This window comes from Croceibacterium segetis (assembly GCF_011320115.1).
GTDB classification, from domain to species: domain Bacteria; phylum Pseudomonadota; class Alphaproteobacteria; order Sphingomonadales; family Sphingomonadaceae; genus Croceibacterium_B; species Croceibacterium_B segetis.
Map to the genome: position 1 here is coordinate 29,626 of NZ_JAANOZ010000014.1, position 16,004 is coordinate 45,629.

General features: G+C 65.6%; 12 protein-coding genes. 5 read left to right on the top strand and 7 right to left on the bottom strand.

Annotated features, from left to right (window positions below):
* Both G7B69_RS13925 and cobA read left to right on the top strand, forming a co-directional pair.
* Complete coding sequence (locus G7B69_RS13925; protein WP_166180320.1) at positions 1 to 2,601, top strand: nitrate reductase; 2,601 nt, start codon at positions 1 to 3, stop codon at positions 2,599 to 2,601.
* Positions 2,594 to 3,460 carry a uroporphyrinogen-III C-methyltransferase gene (gene cobA / locus G7B69_RS13930; RefSeq protein WP_166180322.1) on the top strand — a complete coding sequence of 289 codons (867 nt, stop codon included), beginning with the start codon at positions 2,594 to 2,596 and terminating at the stop codon, positions 3,458 to 3,460. The genes G7B69_RS13925 and cobA overlap by 8 nt, the downstream gene beginning before the upstream one ends.
* Here cobA and G7B69_RS13935 read toward each other — a convergent pair.
* On the bottom strand, positions 3,457 to 4,464 hold the full coding sequence (locus G7B69_RS13935) for a glycoside hydrolase family 43 protein (protein ID WP_243415186.1): 1,008 nt from the start codon (positions 4,462 to 4,464) through the stop codon (positions 3,457 to 3,459). The genes cobA and G7B69_RS13935 overlap by 4 nt on opposite strands.
* A gap of 205 nt (positions 4,465 to 4,669) precedes the next feature.
* On the opposite strand from G7B69_RS13935, the gene G7B69_RS16875 reads away from it, so the two are divergent.
* Complete coding sequence (locus tag G7B69_RS16875) at positions 4,670 to 6,559, top strand: alpha/beta fold hydrolase (protein WP_243415187.1); 1,890 nt, start codon at positions 4,670 to 4,672, stop codon at positions 6,557 to 6,559.
* Here the strand turns inward: G7B69_RS16875 and G7B69_RS13950 are convergent.
* From G7B69_RS13950 to G7B69_RS13965, 4 genes are read right to left on the bottom strand one after another with little or no spacing between them, the layout of a single operon-like run.
* Positions 6,556 to 8,127 (bottom strand): alpha-N-arabinofuranosidase, encoded by a 1,572-nt coding sequence (locus G7B69_RS13950; RefSeq protein WP_166180326.1) that lies wholly within the window; start codon positions 8,125 to 8,127, stop codon positions 6,556 to 6,558. The genes G7B69_RS16875 and G7B69_RS13950 overlap by 4 nt on opposite strands.
* Positions 8,124 to 8,768, bottom strand: a complete 645-nt coding sequence (locus tag G7B69_RS13955; RefSeq protein ID WP_166180328.1) for a 2-dehydro-3-deoxy-6-phosphogalactonate aldolase — start codon at positions 8,766 to 8,768, stop codon at positions 8,124 to 8,126. The genes G7B69_RS13950 and G7B69_RS13955 overlap by 4 nt, the downstream gene beginning before the upstream one ends.
* Complete coding sequence (locus G7B69_RS13960; RefSeq protein WP_166180330.1) at positions 8,755 to 9,639, bottom strand: 2-dehydro-3-deoxygalactonokinase; 885 nt, start codon at positions 9,637 to 9,639, stop codon at positions 8,755 to 8,757. The genes G7B69_RS13955 and G7B69_RS13960 overlap by 14 nt, the downstream gene beginning before the upstream one ends.
* Complete coding sequence (locus G7B69_RS13965; RefSeq protein WP_166180373.1) at positions 9,636 to 10,916, bottom strand: sugar MFS transporter; 1,281 nt, start codon at positions 10,914 to 10,916, stop codon at positions 9,636 to 9,638. The genes G7B69_RS13960 and G7B69_RS13965 overlap by 4 nt, the downstream gene beginning before the upstream one ends.
* Positions 10,917 to 10,970: 54 nt before the next feature.
* Here G7B69_RS13965 and G7B69_RS17065 point away from each other — a divergent pair, with 54 nt between their 5' ends.
* Positions 10,971 to 11,174 (top strand): hypothetical protein, encoded by a 204-nt coding sequence (locus G7B69_RS17065; RefSeq protein WP_166180375.1) that lies wholly within the window; start codon positions 10,971 to 10,973, stop codon positions 11,172 to 11,174.
* 100 nt (positions 11,175 to 11,274) lie between these two features.
* Entirely contained in the window at positions 11,275 to 12,837 is a 1,563-nt protein-coding gene (locus G7B69_RS13975) for an alpha-L-fucosidase (RefSeq protein WP_166180332.1), read from the top strand.
* A gap of 54 nt (positions 12,838 to 12,891) precedes the next feature.
* Here G7B69_RS13975 and G7B69_RS13980 read toward each other — a convergent pair whose 3' ends face one another.
* Complete coding sequence (locus tag G7B69_RS13980) at positions 12,892 to 14,094, bottom strand: glycoside hydrolase family 5 protein (RefSeq protein ID WP_243415188.1); 1,203 nt, start codon at positions 14,092 to 14,094, stop codon at positions 12,892 to 12,894.
* Between the two features lie 203 nt (positions 14,095 to 14,297).
* The gene (locus tag G7B69_RS13985) at positions 14,298 to 15,872 is read right to left on the bottom strand and encodes a GH39 family glycosyl hydrolase (RefSeq protein ID WP_243415189.1); all 1,575 of its coding nucleotides are present in this window, start codon (positions 15,870 to 15,872) and stop codon (positions 14,298 to 14,300) included.
* Positions 15,873 to 16,004: the final 132 nt, after the last annotated feature.

Genomic DNA, 16,004 nt, shown 5'->3' on the forward strand with positions numbered 1-16,004 from the left:
GTGAACGCGATCCGCACCACTTGCGCGTATTGCGGCGTCGGCTGCGGCATCGCGGCGGCGGTGACCGGCGAGCGTGAGGTGACGATCGCCGGCGATCTCGATCATCCGGCCAATCGCGGCAAGCTGTGCTCGAAAGGGACCCACCTGGGCGAGACGGTGGGCCTGGAGGGGCGGCTGCTCCATCCCGAGATCGGCGGCAAACGGACAAGCTGGGACCGCGCGATCCGACATGTTGCGCGCAAACTCGCCGATACCATCGCCCGCCACGGGCCGGAGAGCATCGCGTTCTACGTTTCGGGCCAGTTGCTGACCGAGGACTACTACGTCGCCAACAAGCTGATGAAGGGCTTCATCGGCTCGGCCAACGTCGACACCAACAGCCGCCTGTGCATGTCGAGCGCCGTCGCCGGCCACACCCGCGCTTTCGGCGAGGACGTCGTGCCAGCGAGCTACGACGATCTCGAGCGGGCCGACCTGATCGTCCTGGTCGGGTCGAACGCCGCCTGGTGCCATCCGATCGTCCACCAGCGGATCATGGCTGCGCGCGCCGCGCGCGGGACCAGGCTGGTGGTGATCGACCCGCGCCGGACCGAGACCTGCGAAGGCGCCGATCTCCACCTGCAACTGCGGCCGGGCAGCGACGTCGCGCTGATGAACGGCCTGCTGGCCCATTGCCGCGACGAGGGCGTGCTGGATCGGGGCTTCATCGACGCTCATGTCGCCGAGCCGAAGGGGTTCTGGGACGCGCTCGGGCAGGGCAGCGACCTATGGTCGACCGCCGCCGCGTGCGATCTTTCGCCCGCCGACTTGCGCGCGTTCTACGATGTCTTCGCCAAGCACCCGCGCACGGTCACATTGTTCAGCCAGGGGGTGAACCAATCGCTGCGCGGCACGGATCAGGTCAATGCCATCATCAACGTCCACCTCGCCACAGGCCGGATCGCCAAGCCCGGCGCGGGCCCGTTCTCGATCACCGGACAGCCCAACGCGATGGGCGGCCGCGAAGTGGGCGGTCTCGCCTCGGCGCTCGCCGCGCACAGGGATTTCGCGGCCGAGAATGTCGAGGAAGCGCGTCGCTTCTGGTCGGCGCCGCGGATGGCCACGAGGCCCGGCCTCAAGGCCGTCGATCTGTTTCGCGCGGTCGGCGAAGGCAGGATCAAGGCGCTATGGATCATGGCGACCAATCCGGCGGTTTCGTTGCCCGACGCCGGCAAGGTTCGCGAGGCGCTCGCCGCCTGTCCATTCGTGGCGGTGTCCGACTGCATGGCAGATACCGACACGATACGCTTCGCCCACGTGAAGCTGCCCGCCGCGGCATGGGGCGAAAAGGACGGCACGGTTACCAACAGCGAGCGCACGATCAGCCGTCAGCGCGCGCTGTTCCCGCTTCCAGGAGAGGCGCGGCCCGACTGGTGGATCGTCACCCAGGTCGCCCGCGCGATGGGCTGGCGGGGCGCCTTCTCTTACGACCATGCGGCCGAGATATTCCGCGAGCACGCGCGGCTCTCGGCCTACCGGAACGACGGCGCACGCCTGTTCGACCTGGGTAGCCACGCGGCGCTGACCAACCGCGAATACGACGAGCTCGAGCCGTTCCGCTGGGGCGGCACCCCCTTCGCCGACGGCCGCTTCCCCACGCCCGACGGCAAGGCGCGGCTGGTGCCAGTGGCGCAGCTGGCGCTCGGCGAGCCGCTGCGCAAATGGCCGTTGACGCTCAACACCGGGCGCTATCGCGACCAGTGGCACACGATGACCCGCACCGGCCTCTCGCCGAAGCTCTCGCAGCATCGCCGCGAGCCGCTCGTCGAGATGCATCCGCTCGATGCCGAGGCACAGGGTATCGACGATGGGGATCTCGTGCGGCTGGCGTCGCCGCAAGGAGAAAGCGTGTTTCGCGCCGCGATCGCCGCCGGCCAGCGGCGCGGCGAGCTGTTCGTGCCGATCCACTGGACCGACCGCCAGTCGAGCGGGGGGAGAACCGGCCTGCTGCCGCGTCCGCTCGTCGATCCGCATTCGGGACAGCCGGGCTTCAAGGCCACTCCGGCGCGGATGGACAAGGCGGCGTTCGAATGGAGCGGCTTCCTGGTCACGCGCACCCTGCCCCAGCGGATCGAGGCCGAGTACTTCGCCATCGTTCGCGTCGGCCACGGCTGGCTGGTCGAGCTGGCCGGCAACGGCGACCCCGCCGCGCTCGCCAAGGGACTGCTGCCACGCGGCGAGCGGGCCGAGAACGTCGACGCCGGGCGGGGCAGCTTGCGCGTCGCGGTGCTTGGCGGCGGGCGCCTCGCGGCCGCGCTCTACATCACCCGCAGCGGCAAATTGCCGGGCCGCGAGTGGCTCGTCGATCGGCTCGCCGCGGCCGAAGCAAGCGCGGTCGAACTGCTCGCGGGCCGTTCGGCGGCTCCGTTGGTAGAGCGCGGCCCAATCGTCTGCGCGTGCTTCGACGTCGGCCTCACCACGATTGTCGAAGCGATCGTCAGCCAGCGGCTGGTGAGCGTCGAGGCCGTCGGCCGGACGCTGTCCGCGGGGACCAATTGCGGCTCGTGCCGCCCCGCGATCGAACGCCTGATCGGCGAAAGCAAGGAGGCCGCCCATGCATGAACTTGGCGACTTTCCCCCTGGAACCGTCTGGCTGGTCGGCGCGGGACCCGGCGACCCGGAATTGCTGACGCGCAAGGCGGAGCGGCTGATCGGCGCCGCCGACGCGGTGTTCCACGACGCGCTGGTCGGCCCCGGCGTGCTCGATTTCGCCTCGCCCTCGGCGCGGCTGGTTTACGTCGGCAAGCGTTCGGGACGACATTCCAGGGATCAAGCGTCCATCGACCGCCTGATCGTCGAGGCGGCACTAGCGGGCTGCAGGGTGGTCAGGCTCAAGGGCGGTGACCCGGCGATCTTCGGGCGCGCCACCGAAGAACTCGAAGCGTGCCGCGCGATGGGGGTGCCGGTGCGCATCTGCCCGGGAGTGACCGCCGCGAGCGCAGCCGCGGCAGACCTCGGCTTGTCGCTGACCCTGCGTGGCGCCGCGCGGCGGCTCACGCTGGTGACCGCCCACGTCCGTGCTGGCGAAGCGCTCAAGCTCGACTGGCTCGCTCTGGCAGATCCGCGAGCGACGCTAGCCATCTACATGGGCAAGGCTGCTGCCAGCGAAGTGGCAAGCGAGTTGATGAACGCCGGGCTGGCTGGCGATACCCCGGTGGCCCTGGTCGAGAATGCCAGCCTTCCCGGGTCGCGCCGGTTCCTGACCCGGCTCGACCTGCTCCCGCTCGCCGCGCGCACCGCGTTGGGCAGGGGTCCGGCCGTCATCTTGGTAGGAGCCTCCTTGCGCGGCTCGAAGTCCGGACTGCCCGACGACGGCGACGATTCGGCTCAGTGTCGCACTATTGCGCCGCGCTCTGCGCCCGATTCGGGCGCCAAGCCCTGGTCGGCCGCCGCCGCGAGAACAAATTCGCGTGAGTTCTAAGGGCGTCTGGCAGCCGCATCGCTACGTCGCGGCGGCACGCTGATCCCCGCATCGGTCTGCTCGACCGGACGGATCGTCCCGTCGGGATTGAAGTAAAGGTATTCCACGGCCACCGCCCGGCGTCCGGTCGCGCCCTTCAGGTCGCCGATCGACAGCAGCGCGTCGTGGTAGAAGAAGTACCACTGGCCCTTGAACTCGATGATCCCCGGATGGATCGTGTAGCTGTTTCGAGTCTTGCCGGTGATCAGGCCCCGATAGCTCCATGGACCGGTGATTGCCGGAGCCGTGGCATAGGCGATCCGTTCCGCCCCCTGCGCCACCTCGTCGATCGAGGCGTAGGCGAGGTAATAGAGGTCCCCGCGTTTGAAGAGCCAGGGGCCTTCCGTATAATTGGGCAGCTTGATCGTGGTAATCGGCCCGTCGAGCTCGACCATGTTCGGCTTGAGCCTGGCCAGATAACAGGTGAAGTGGCCCCACATCAGCCAGGGCGTGCCGTCGGAATCGATGAATACCGTGGGATCGATGTCCTCGTCGTAATCGCGCCCGGCGGTCGTCATGCTGTTGGTGACCAGCGCGCTACCGCGGGCGTCGACGAACGGTCCGGCGGGATTGTCGGACACGCCGACACCGATGGCGAAACCGCGGTCGGGTTCCTTGTGCTTCACGGGCGCGTAGAAATAGAACTTGCCGTCCTTCTCGACCGCTTGCGCCGCCCACGCGCTTTTGGTGTCCGTGGCCCACGCGAAGTCGGTCTCGTGCATCACCGGGCCAAGCGATTGCCAATGCCGCAAGTCTTTGGAGGAGAACGCCAGCCAATCGTCCATCGCGAACAGCACCTTGCCCGCCGCCTTGTCATGGCTGGTGTATAGATAGACCGTATCGCCGACGACGAGCGGCGCAGGGTCCGCCGTGAATGCGGTGGTGATGAGTGGATTGCTGCCCGCAAGCGGTCCGATCGGCCTGTGATCGACCGTTGGTGCGCACCCTGCTGCAACAAGCGGCAAGACGCTGCTTGCAGCGCCAAACCTGCACAATGACCTGACCATTTCGGCTCCCAAGTCCACGATTGACTTGGCGTAAATTGCTCACACAATTGGCCGGGACACAACCACGAGCGTTGATGCCGCAAGGGGGGGACTGATCGTGTTGCACCGCAAGCTGATCGATGGACTTGGGCGCCGCCTCACGGCCTGCGTTGCGGCCGGTCTAATGCTGAGTGCAGGCGCGATCGCCGGCCCGGCAATCGCCCAGGTCGAGACCGAACGGCCCCCGGTCGTTCAAGGGGCCAAGTCGGTCGTGATTGAGCGCATCAAGGTCCATGCTCCATCCATCGAGGGCAATCTCGAAGGCAATTCGGCCGACCGCGACGTGATCGTCGTGCTCCCGCCCAGCTATCGCGCCGACCCGTCGCGGCGGTTCCCGGTGATCTACGCGCTCCACGGCTATTCGATCGGCGCCGAGCAGTGGATCAAGGAAATACGCATTCCGCAGGTGACCGAGGATGCCTTCGCAAAGGGCGTGCCGGAAATGATCGTGGTGCTGCCCGACAGCAAGACGGCGCACAACGGCTCGGTCTATTCGCGCTCGGTCACCACCGGCGATTTCGAGACCTTCATTTCGGAGGACCTCGTGGCCTACATCGACGGGCACTACCGCACGATTCCCGACCGCAAGAGCCGCGGCCTCGTCGGCCATTCGATGGGTGGATACGGCGCCACGCGGATCGGCATGAAGCACGCCGACGTGTTCGGCGCGCTCTACATCATGAGCCCGGGGGGCCTGCAGGGGAGGCCGATCGGTGTGCCGACTGCCGAAACCCTGGCGCAGATCGCTGGCGTCCGCTCGCTAGAGGACGCGGCGAAGCTGCCTTTCGGCGCGCGCGGACTGCTGGCCATGTCTTCGGCATGGTCGCCCAATCCCAACAAGCCGCCGCTCTATCTCGACCTGCCGTACCAGGATGGAAGGCCGGACCCGGAAGTGCTCGCGCGGTGGACCGCCAATTCGCCTTACGCGATGCTCGACCAGTACGTGCCCAATCTCCGGCGCTACTCCGCCATCGCGATGGACGTCGGCGACAAGGATTCGCTCGTCGGTGATACCCAGCGCTGGCACGACATGCTCGCCGCCTACGGCATCGCCAGCAGCTTCGAGATTTACCCGGGCACACATACCAGCGCGGTGGCGTTTCGTTTCGAGGATCACGTGCTGCCGTTCTTCGGCAAGTACCTTGCGTTCGGACCGCCGCCTTCGCCGATCCCACCGCAGGCCGACAGCGGACAGGGATCGGGCCCCTATCCTGCGGTGATGGAGGTCGATCCTTCGCTACCGGGTCACGTGATCTATCGTCCGGCAAGGCTGCCCAAAGCCAGCGAGCGCAAGCTTGGCGTCTATGCCTGGGGCAACGGCGCCTGCACCGACGACGCCGCCAGTTCGCGCAACCACCTGCTCGAGATCGCCTCGTACGGTTATCTCGTTGTCGTGCCGGGCTACATTGGCGACGAACTGGCCGCGCGCCGCAAGACGCAGCCGCCGGCGCCGCAGGGCACCCTGACGCTGGCGACCTCGACCGCGGACGTGAAGGCCGGGCTTGACTGGGCGCTGGCCCAAAACAGCGCGGCCGGAAGCAAGTATCGCGGATTGATCGACCCTTCGGCCGTCGCGGTCGCGGGGTTCAGCTGCGGCGGCGTGCAAGCGCTCGGCCTGGCCGGCGATCCGCGCATCAAGGCGCTTATCGTCGACAACAGCGGCATCTTCCCCGACGATGCGACCAAGATTCCCGGGATGGACCTGCCGAAGTCGGCGCTGGCGAAGATCCACACGCCGGTGCTGTACCTGATGGGCGGGCCAACCGACATCGCCTGGGCCAACGGCACCGACGACTTCAAGCGGATCAACCATGTGCCCGCCGTGCTGGTCGCCTTGCCGGTGGGGCACGGTGGGACTTACGCGGATCCCTACGGCGGCGCCGCGGCTGCGATCAGCGTCGACTGGCTCGAGTGGCAGCTTCGCGGCGACCGGACCGCCGGGCGCACCTTCATCGGACGGAACTGCCGCATCTGCGGCGTCCCGGGCTGGACCATCGAGCGAAAAGGCTTCTAGCGCCCGAGGCCGACCATCGCGACCGACCTGGCCGGCAGCGAGATCGTCACCGCGCCGCCTGCGACCTTCCCTGCGATCGGCACCGGAATGACTGTCTTGGGCGCATCGAAGGTGTTGACCGAATTGACATTCGCGGCAGTCAGCACCTGACCTGCAGCCGTCTTGATTCCGCCCTCGGGCAGCGTGACACGCACCGTGGTTGGCCGCGCGGGATCGAGGTTGACCAGCGCGAGGTAGAGCTTGCCATCGGCTGCCCGAGCGGCGACCGCGTCCACGCGCGGCAACGCGATTTCGCCGTGGCGATAGCTGCCGGCGTTGAACTCGACGGGAACGAACGTCGCGTCCTGGAACGGCAGGTACAGCTGGTGCACGTAGTAAGTCGGGGTGAGTACCATCTTCGGCCCGTCGGTCAGGATCATCGCCTGCAGCACGTTCACCATCTGCGCGATGTTGGCCATCCGCACCCGGTCGGCATGGCGCGCGAAAATGTTGAAGTTGAGCGCGGCGACGATCGCGTCCCGCATCGAATTCTGTTGCTGGAGAAAGCCGCTTGGAGTGCCGGGGTTCTCGGCATACCAGACGCCCCATTCGTCGACTACCAGAGCAACCTTCTTCTCGGGGTCGTACTTGTCCATGATCGCCGAGTGCCGGGCGATGCGACCGTCCATCTTGAGCGTGGTCGCCAGGATGGTCGCATAATCGCCCTCACCAAACCCGGAGCTGGCGAGTGAGGGCGGCCAGTGCGGCACCGTGTAGCTGTGGAACGAATGGCCCTCGATCGACCAACTCCAATCGCGCTCGCTCCAGGCCTTCATCACCGCTTCGGTGTAGGAGGCGTCATCGTCCGTCGGTCCGACGGCAACGCGCTGCATCGCCTCCTTCTGCTGGGAGGGATTGTAGTTGCGGGTGAAGCGCGCGAAGCGCTTCATCAGATCGGTATAGTACTGCGGACGCATGTTGCCGCCGCAACCCCAGCTTTCGTTGCCGAGGCCGAGGAATTCGACTTTGTACGGGTCGGCGTGGCCGTTGGCAGCACGGTCAGCCCCGGCCGAGCTGCGCTGGTCGGCGGTCATGTAGGCCATCCAGTCGGACGCTTCCTCGAGCGTGCCTGAGCCGACGTTGACCGAGACGTACGCTTCCGAGCCGATCTGGTGGGCGAAATCCATGAACTCGTCGGTGCCGAAAGTGTTGGGCTCGATGGCGCCGCCCCAGTTGGCATTGACCGTGCTCCGACGCTTCGGCCCCACCCCGTTCCTCCAGTGATATTCGTCGGCGAAACACCCGCCCGGCCAGCGCACGTCGGGCACCTTGATCGCCTTGAGCGCGGCGACCACGTCGCTGCGGATGCCGCGGACATTGGGGATCGGGGAATCCGGTCCGACCCACACGCCGCCGTAGATGCCGGTGCCGAGATGCTCGGCGAACTGGCCGAAGATGTGGCGGTCGATCCTGGCGCCCAGCTTGCCAGACTCGATCGTTATCTCAGTCGCGGCGTCGTCGCGTGCCAGCGCGGAGCCCGGCATTGCCGCTATTGCCGCGAGTGCTGCGCCGGCCAGGATCATCCTCATTGCTTGTTCCCCTTCGTCCTATTCCATGCGGCGACGACAAGTGCCGCCTTGGCCGCCACATCGGCGGCGCTGTTGCCGGGCCGATAAAGAGCGCCCCCGAGCGCCACCCCTTCGGCACCGGCGCCGATCCATTCACCCAAGTTATCCGAATCGATCCCGCCGACCGCCCACACGCCGACATCGGCGGGCAAGACCTCGCGCAGCGCCTTGAGATAAGCCGCTCCGAACGCGAAGGCAGGGAACAGCTTGAGCCGCTTTGCGCCCGCCGTGATCGCCGCGAACGCCTCCGAAGGGGTGAGAAAGCCGGGCAGCGGCTCAAGTCCACTTGCGATGGCGTGCGAAATCACGACAGCCTCGGTATTCGGCGCAACCATGAGCTTGGCGCCGGTCTGCACGAGGGGGTCGACCGAAGCCGTATCGAGCACCGTCCCCGCGCCGATCAGCCCCTCGTCACCGAATTCGGTCTGCAGCGCCTCGATCGAAGCAAACGGCTCGGGCGAGTTTAGCGGCACCTCAATCATGCGAATGCCGGCGGCGATCAGCGCCGCGCCGATGTCGACGACCTCGGCGGGTGTCACGCCGCGCAGAATCGCGATGACCGGCGGAGCGCCTGCATCGAGCAATCGGTCAATCGTCGGCATAGAGCAGCCTCAACCCTGCAATCGCGCATTGTTCGCCATCCAGGACTGTGCCCTTCACATCCCAATGCGCCAACGCGTCTTTGTAGCGAGCCGTCAGGCCCGGCTCACCGATCATGACAACGGCCGTCGGGCCGGAGACCGTTTGGGCTCGTGTTTCGGCCCCGATGAGCAGCCCCGACACGAACCCTCGGGCCCAGCCGGGCGATTTGCCATCCAGCAGTTGCGCGGCGCGGCCTTCGAACAAACCGGCGGTGAGAACGGCACCATCGGCCGAGCGAGCGAGTCCCGCCGAGAACCCTTCGTCGTCGTCGTCGTCGTTGGTGGCCTCGCCAGCCGCCATGCACAAGGTCGAAGTCTCCAACAACGCAAACAGCTCGCCGGTCATGTGGGTGTTGAAACCGATGATCTGGCCATCTTCCACCCGGACCCATTTGCTGTGGGTTCCCGGGAGGACGAATAGGTGGTGCCCCGTGGCCAGGCGGGGATCGTGCGCTATAGCCCCGAATATTTGAGTCTCCTCGCCGCGCATCACATCGCGGCCGCCGCGATCTTTCGCTTCGGCGACGCCGGGCGCGATCGTGATCTTCCGGCCATCTAGATTGAATCGCGCAACTTGGTCCGACCAGGCGGCGACATCTGTTGGGCAGGAGACATAAGGCGTTTCATGTAGCCCATTGCGCGCGCCGGCCATGCCGCACAGGATCACCTGTTCGGCGCTCCAGTCTTCGAGCAATGCCGGGAGCGCGCCTCGAGGATCGGCGGTGTGCACCATGCCCGGGCCCTCGCGGCGCTCGGCGACTGCGCCGTTCTCCAATCGCCACAGCCTGAGTCGGGTATTGCCCCAATCGCCGATGACCAGCGAGCCGCTCACTCGGCCGCGGGCTGCAGGCGTTCGGGCGGCAGCGCGTGGGTCGGCTTCGAGAGCCACAGCGCGTAGGCGAGGACGTAAAGGCTGCACAGCGCGGTCACCGTGAACGCCCAGTGGAGCCCGTAAGTATCCGCGATGCTACCCTGAATGAAGACCAGCGCGCCGCCAGCGATCGCCATGATCAGGAGGCCCGATCCCTCCTCGGTGAGCGGGCCGAGGCCGCGAATGGCGAGCGCAAAGATCGTCGGGAACATGATCGAGTTACCGAGGCCAACTGCGATCAGTCCGTACATCGCCGTGGGGCCCGGCACGAACACCGCAACCAGCGCTCCGGCGAAGGATAGCACGGCGAACAGCGCCAGCACCTTCTCGGCTGCGATGTAGCGCATGATCCACGCGCCGGCGAAACGGCCGACCATCATCCCGCCCCACACAAACGTTAGATAGAACGCGGCACCCTCTTGCGTGATGTTCGCCACGCTCGGTTGCGAGGCGAAATTGATGAACAGGTTACCGACGCCGATCTCGGACAGCACGCACAGCGCGATCGCGCCGCACCCGAAGATAAGGTTGCGGTGGTTGAACAACGATAGCCCCTTGCGCGCCTCGGCCGATGCGCGGCGCGTCGAGGAGCCGAGTTCGGGCAGTTTGGCGCGAGCTATCGCCACCGCGAGGACGGCGAGCACGATTGCCACGATCAAATATGGCAATTGGGTAGCCTGGGCGTCCGCCATGCGTTCGGCATAAGTCAGCTCGTGCCCATGCAGCGACGTGCCGCCGATCGTCCGCGCGAGGATGAGCTGCTGGCCGAACACGATCGCCAGCACGTCGCCGGTCGTGTTGAATGCCTGGACCAGGGTCAGGCGCGATTCCGAGGTTTCCGGCGGACCGATCACGGCGACATAGGGATTGGCGGCGACCTGCAGCAGGGCGATCCCGCACGATACCGTGAACAGCGAGGCCAGCGTCACGCCGTAGGACGGCAGGCTGGCGGCAAGGATCATCCCAAGCGAGCCGACGGTCATCACCGTGAGCCCGGTGGTCAACGCCCGCTTGTAACCGATGCGCTCGATCAGGAAGGCCGACGGCACGGAGGCGACGAGATAGCCGATGAACCAGGTCGATTCGATCAGCGTGGTCTGGAGGTAGTTGAGATCGAACACGCTGCGCAGGTGCGGCAGCAGCGTGTTGTTGATCACCGAAATGAAGCCCCACATGAAGAACAGGCTGGCGAGCAGCGCGAGCGCCCTGCCGTAAGGGGCCGCAGAGCCTTGTTCCATTGTCGCCACGCCCATTTCCCCTCGGTAATTGCCTCTCGATTTGTATGAGTATATCTGGCGCGTAATGGCGTCAACTCCCGACAACAGAGCCCGACCGACGCGTCGAGCTTTCAATCGGACGTACGCAAGACGTTTCACGGCCGCGCGGTCGCGGCCGTTAGCGCGGGATCCGGGGCCGGTCCGATCACGGTTGAGATAGCGGGCGACGGCTTGTTCGCGTGCCAAGTGCAAATCGATGCTGTCAGCAGCTCGCCGTAGAACGGCGGCCGCGAGCGCTACTTGTCATACAAATAAAACTTTGCGAAGGAGTCCGGAGCCGGCAGACACGCCGTCGCGCACCGACTGCGGGGAGAATCGGATGACGGGCTTCACCAAACGTGACTTCCTGGCGACGCCGCTGGTGGCCGCTCTCGGGGTTTCCTCGGCGGCGAAGGCAGCCAGCGACGGTTGCGCCCCGGCGCCGGCGCAAGCGGCGTACGACTTGCCGGTCGCTCCCGGCCGCTTCGATGCGCGGGTCGAATCGCTAAGATCTTACCAGGCGCCGGACTGGTATCGTGACGCCAAGTTCGGGATCTGGGCCCACTGGGGTCCGCAAGCCGTTCCGCGCATGGGCGATTGGTACGCGCGCTTCATGTATGTCCCCGGTCACCCCGACTACGACGCGCACGTCAGGAAGTACGGTCACCCGTCGGAGTTCGGTTACAAGGACGTGATCAAGCTCTGGAAGGCCGAAAAGTTCGACCCAGCCGCGCTGATGGAAAAGTACGCGGCGGCCGGGGCCAAGTACTTTGTCAGCATGGGTGTCCACCATGACAACTTCGACTTATGGAGTTCCGCGCATCACCGCTGGAACGCCACCAAGGTCGGCCCGATGCGCGACGTGGTCGGCGAATGGCGCGACGAGGCGCGCCAGCGCGGCTTGCGCTTCGGGGTTTCCGAGCATCTCGGCGCGAGCCACAACTGGTGGTGGCCGAGCCATCAATGCGACCAGTTCTGGCCGAAGCTCGGCGTCCCTTACGACGGTGCCGATCCGCAGTACGCCGACTTGTACCACGCGGCGCACAACGAGCCGTACCTCAACCGCGGCGGCGACTGGTACACCAAGGACCCCCGCTTCCATCAGATCTGGTATGATCGCATTCGCGACCTGCTCGACAGCTACCAGCCCGACCTGCTTTATTCGGACGGCGGAATTCCTTTCGGTGTGGTTGGCCGCTCGCTCGTCGCGCACATGTACAATTCGAGCATCGCCCGCTCGGGCAAGCTCGAGGCGGTCTACAACTGCAAGGACCTCGGCTCCGGCGAATTCTACAAGGAAGCTTGCGTGCAGGATGTCGAGCGCGGCGTAATGCAAGGGATCAACCCGTTGCCGTGGCAGACCGATACCTCCAACGGCGACTGGTTCTACAGCGACGGCTACAAGTACAAGACGACCGGCGAAGTGCTGACCATGTTGGCCGATATCGTCAGCAAGAATGGGAACTTACTGCTCAACGTCGTGCTCTATCCCGACGGCAGCCTGCCGCCCGAATCCGAACAGTTGCTGGCGGAGCTCGCGCTGTGGATGCAGGTGAACGGCGAAGCCATCCATGGCACCCGGCCGTGGAAGGTCTTCGGCGAAGGCCCGACCGAAGCTGCTTCGGGCGCCTTCAAGGAAAGCGCCGCCTACACCGCGCAGGACATCCGCTTCACCGCCAAGGGCGAAGCGGTGTACGCGATCACCCTCGGAGAGCCGGCCTGGAAGGTCGCGATTACCTCGCTGCGCAAGGACAACGCGCACGAGAAGCGTCCGGTCCGAGCCGTTCGCTTGCTCGGCAACCGGCGCTCGCTGGCCTTCCGGCAAACGAGCGCCGGGCTCGAAGTGCAGTTGCCGCCCACGCTGCCGACGCGCCACGCCAGCGCGCTCCAAATCACGTTCTGAGCGAACGCCCGCCTCTGCGCCGAATGACGCCGCCGGCCGGCGTCCGCCTCCCGGTCACTTCTTTCCGGTCGCCTGAAGCACGGTGTTGATTTCTACCGGGTCGGTGATCGCCGGGTTGCGCCTGTCGATCGCTCCGCCCGTATCCCATACGAATGGCAGGAGCCCGTTTGCGACCGCCTTTTCGGTTACGTACTTCATCCAGTAGGTGACCGATTTCTGGTTGAGCGTCGCGGCGTCCCCGGTCAGATTCTTGCGCACCGAAGCGAGGTATTCGCCGAGCACGACCGGGATGCCCTTGTCGGTGAACTGGCTCTTCATGATCGCCATCTGCTGATCGACGAAGTCTTCCTCGCCCCAGTCGGCGTTGCGGGTCGGATCGGTGGTAGAGTGATTGTCCTTGCCCCAGTAGTAGAACATCCGACCCCAGCTCGCATCCTCCTGCAGCTGCGTGAACTGGAAGGGCTCGTAATAATGCACTTCCACCATCAACCGGTTCGACGCTGTGTCCGTTGGCATCCTGTTCCATAGGCTGCCGGCCAGTGCGATGTTGGTGTTGGGCGCCTGGACAACGAGAACGCGGTAGGCGTTCTTCCCCCCGGTCGAACGAACCGCGTCGATGAAGGTCTGGTGGTAGCGGTAGAGCACTTCCATCTTTTCGGCGGTGTCGCAGTTCGGCTCGTTGGCGCTGGCGAACATCAGATGCTCGTCGAAGTCGCGCAAGTGGGTGGCGATCTGCTCCCAGAAGGCCTTTTGCTTGGCGGCAACGGCGTCCTGCTTGTCGACCGACACGTTGTTTTCCAGCCATCCGCCGTCCCAATGGATGTTGAGAAGGACGTACAAGCCGGCGTCGACGCAGTATTGGATGACAGTCTTGATCCGGTCGAGCCAGGCGTCGTCGATCTTCGCGGTCGTCTGGTTGGCATACTGGTCCCACGCCGCCGGCAGGCGCACCGCATCGAAGCCGCTGGCCTTGACGAAGTCGACATAGGCCTTGCTGATCAGCGGATTGCCCCAGGCGGTTTCGCCGCCGATCGCCTCGAGCGTATTGCCGATGTTCCAGCCAGCCTTGATGCGCCCGGCGATGTCCACCGCGGTGCTGCTCATCCCGGCAATGTCGGCCGCGATCGGGCTGGTGTTGTAGCTCGGATAGAGGCCCGCCGGCGTGGGCGTCGGTACCGGGGTGGGGCTCGGCGAAGGCGCGGGGCTAGGCGCCGGGGTTCCGGACCCCCCGCCGCCGCAGGCCGCGACGGCACTCAATCCCGAAACGATGAACAGTCGTCTGGCAATGCGCATTTCAGGCTCCATTGATGGTGGTTCCAGACCACCGGCTACACCGACGCCGGTTGGGGGCGCGGGTGGGGAAACGAGCTCGACCGGCCTCGATCCCCACCTGCGAAGGGTGGAAAGAAAAGTCGGAACAAGGCGAGTGGGGAGGAAAACGTGCCTTGCTCCGGCCGGCATCAAGTGCCGACAAAGTCCATTTTGACCAGCAATGTATCGTTGGTTCTAAACTTGATGCGCCGAGCGATCGTGCCGGCGGCACCCACCTTCACGAGCGTGTCCAGTTCGGGCGTGTCCGCGGTCTGCTTCTGCAACTGGCCTATCTGATCGGCGGTAAGGTCATCCGGCCGCCCCCATTCCATGTAGGTCGTGTACGGGTCGTTGGCCTTGTAGCCCGTGCGATAGATCCGCAGGCGGTACTTGCCCGGTTTGAGCGAGCTGAGCTTGAGCTCGACCGGGTCCGCCGCGGCCGAAGGGTGGACCTTAGTGAAGTAGGGCCGGTTGCTCTGGTCCTGATCGGGCAGCGTGAAGTTCCAGATCAGGCCGGCGAAGTTGTCGCCGTTGCGAGTGAGCCAGGATTCCGCATCGCTGTTGCGGAGCTCCTGCGGCCCCAGTTGAGCCAGGTACTTGTAGGCGAAATAGGCCGGCTTGCGGATGCCCTCGCGATTGAGCAGCCCGAACCCGCCATGGAACGAGCTTGGTGGCGGGCCGGCTTCCTCAAACAGGTCGGTATAGACCCAGTAGCTCATCGACTGCGCGGCCTTGTCGGTGGCCTTGAGCTTGTCGAGGATGAACGTCGCGCTGAGATAGGTGTCGTGGATCGGGTCGCGCGGGCTGTAGCTAGTGCTCCATTCGGTGAAGTAGAGCGGCAGGCCGGGCGTGGCCGAAGCGTCGATTTCCTTGCGCACCTTGACCACGTCGGCGGTTATCGCGGCGCGGTCTGGGACCAGCTTGTTGTCGCCGACGCCGTTCTCGTCGAAGAACCCTCCGGCCACGCCGTAAGTGTGCGTCGTAACGAAATCGACCGGCACCTTCGCCTGCCGCGCGTGGGCCAGGAAATCGGGCACCCACGCCGCACCCGCTGTCGCCGGGCCGCCCACCGCGAGGGCAGGATCGACGGCCTTGATGGCTCTTGCCGTGGCATCATAGAGTTTGAAGTATTCGGGCTGGCTGCCGTGGCTCCAGAAGCCGTCGAGGTTCGGCTCGTTCCAGATTTCGAACCGCCAGGTGCGGACCTCTTCCTTGCCGAAGTTCGCTTCGAGGTTCTGGGCGAACGCGGTGATGAAGTCCGACCACTTTCCCCAGTCCTTGGGCGGCGAGCCGTTGCCCTTCCAGTAGAAGATCGTCCGACTGTCGGACGCGAGGTCGGTCGGCATGAAGCCGATCTCGACCATCGGCTTTAGGCCGGCCTTGAGCACCTGGGCGTAGACCGCGTTGACGCGGTCGAAGTTGTAGTAAGGGCGCCCGTCGATCTCGCGGTAGGGATCGGTATCTTTGGCGAAGATCCCATGGAAGCGGATGTAGCGGAAGCCGATCTCCCCTTCGACCGTCCGCAAGTGGTCCTGGTTCGCCTGGCGCAGCAGCAGCCCGCCGTGGTCGGCGCCGACGCAATCGCGCCAAACCGTGCTCATCGGCCCAGCGATCTCGTTGACGTCGGCTGTAACGACTCGCACGCTCTTCGCGCTGGCTGCGGAGCTGACGAGGCATGCTGCGATTGCGGCAGCCGCCAGCATCGATTTCGTTTCTCCGGCCACTGGCCGCACCCCTCCGAGCTTGCGTCTTGCAGACACCCGATTTAATTTGTCTTACAAATTGTCTTGAGGGCGTCTATTGCGTCGGCCGCACGGACGTCAACCGAAAATTTTCGGCGGCGTCTGCGGCAAGGT

Excerpts from the sequence above, each read along its gene's own strand:
- cobA (WP_166180322.1), top strand. The coding sequence starts at position 2,594 with ATGCATGAACTTGGCGACTTTCCCCCTGGAACCGTCTGGCTGGTCGGC.
- G7B69_RS16875 (WP_243415187.1), top strand. The coding sequence starts at position 4,670 with ATGCTGAGTGCAGGCGCGATCGCCGGCCCGGCAATCGCCCAGGTCGAG.
- G7B69_RS13950 (WP_166180326.1), bottom strand. The coding sequence starts at position 8,127 with ATGAGGATGATCCTGGCCGGCGCAGCACTCGCGGCAATAGCGGCAATG.
- G7B69_RS13955 (WP_166180328.1), bottom strand. The coding sequence starts at position 8,768 with ATGCCGACGATTGACCGATTGCTCGATGCAGGCGCTCCGCCGGTCATC.
- G7B69_RS13965 (WP_166180373.1), bottom strand. The coding sequence starts at position 10,916 with ATGGAACAAGGCTCTGCGGCCCCTTACGGCAGGGCGCTCGCGCTGCTC.
- G7B69_RS13975 (WP_166180332.1), top strand. The coding sequence starts at position 11,275 with ATGACGGGCTTCACCAAACGTGACTTCCTGGCGACGCCGCTGGTGGCC.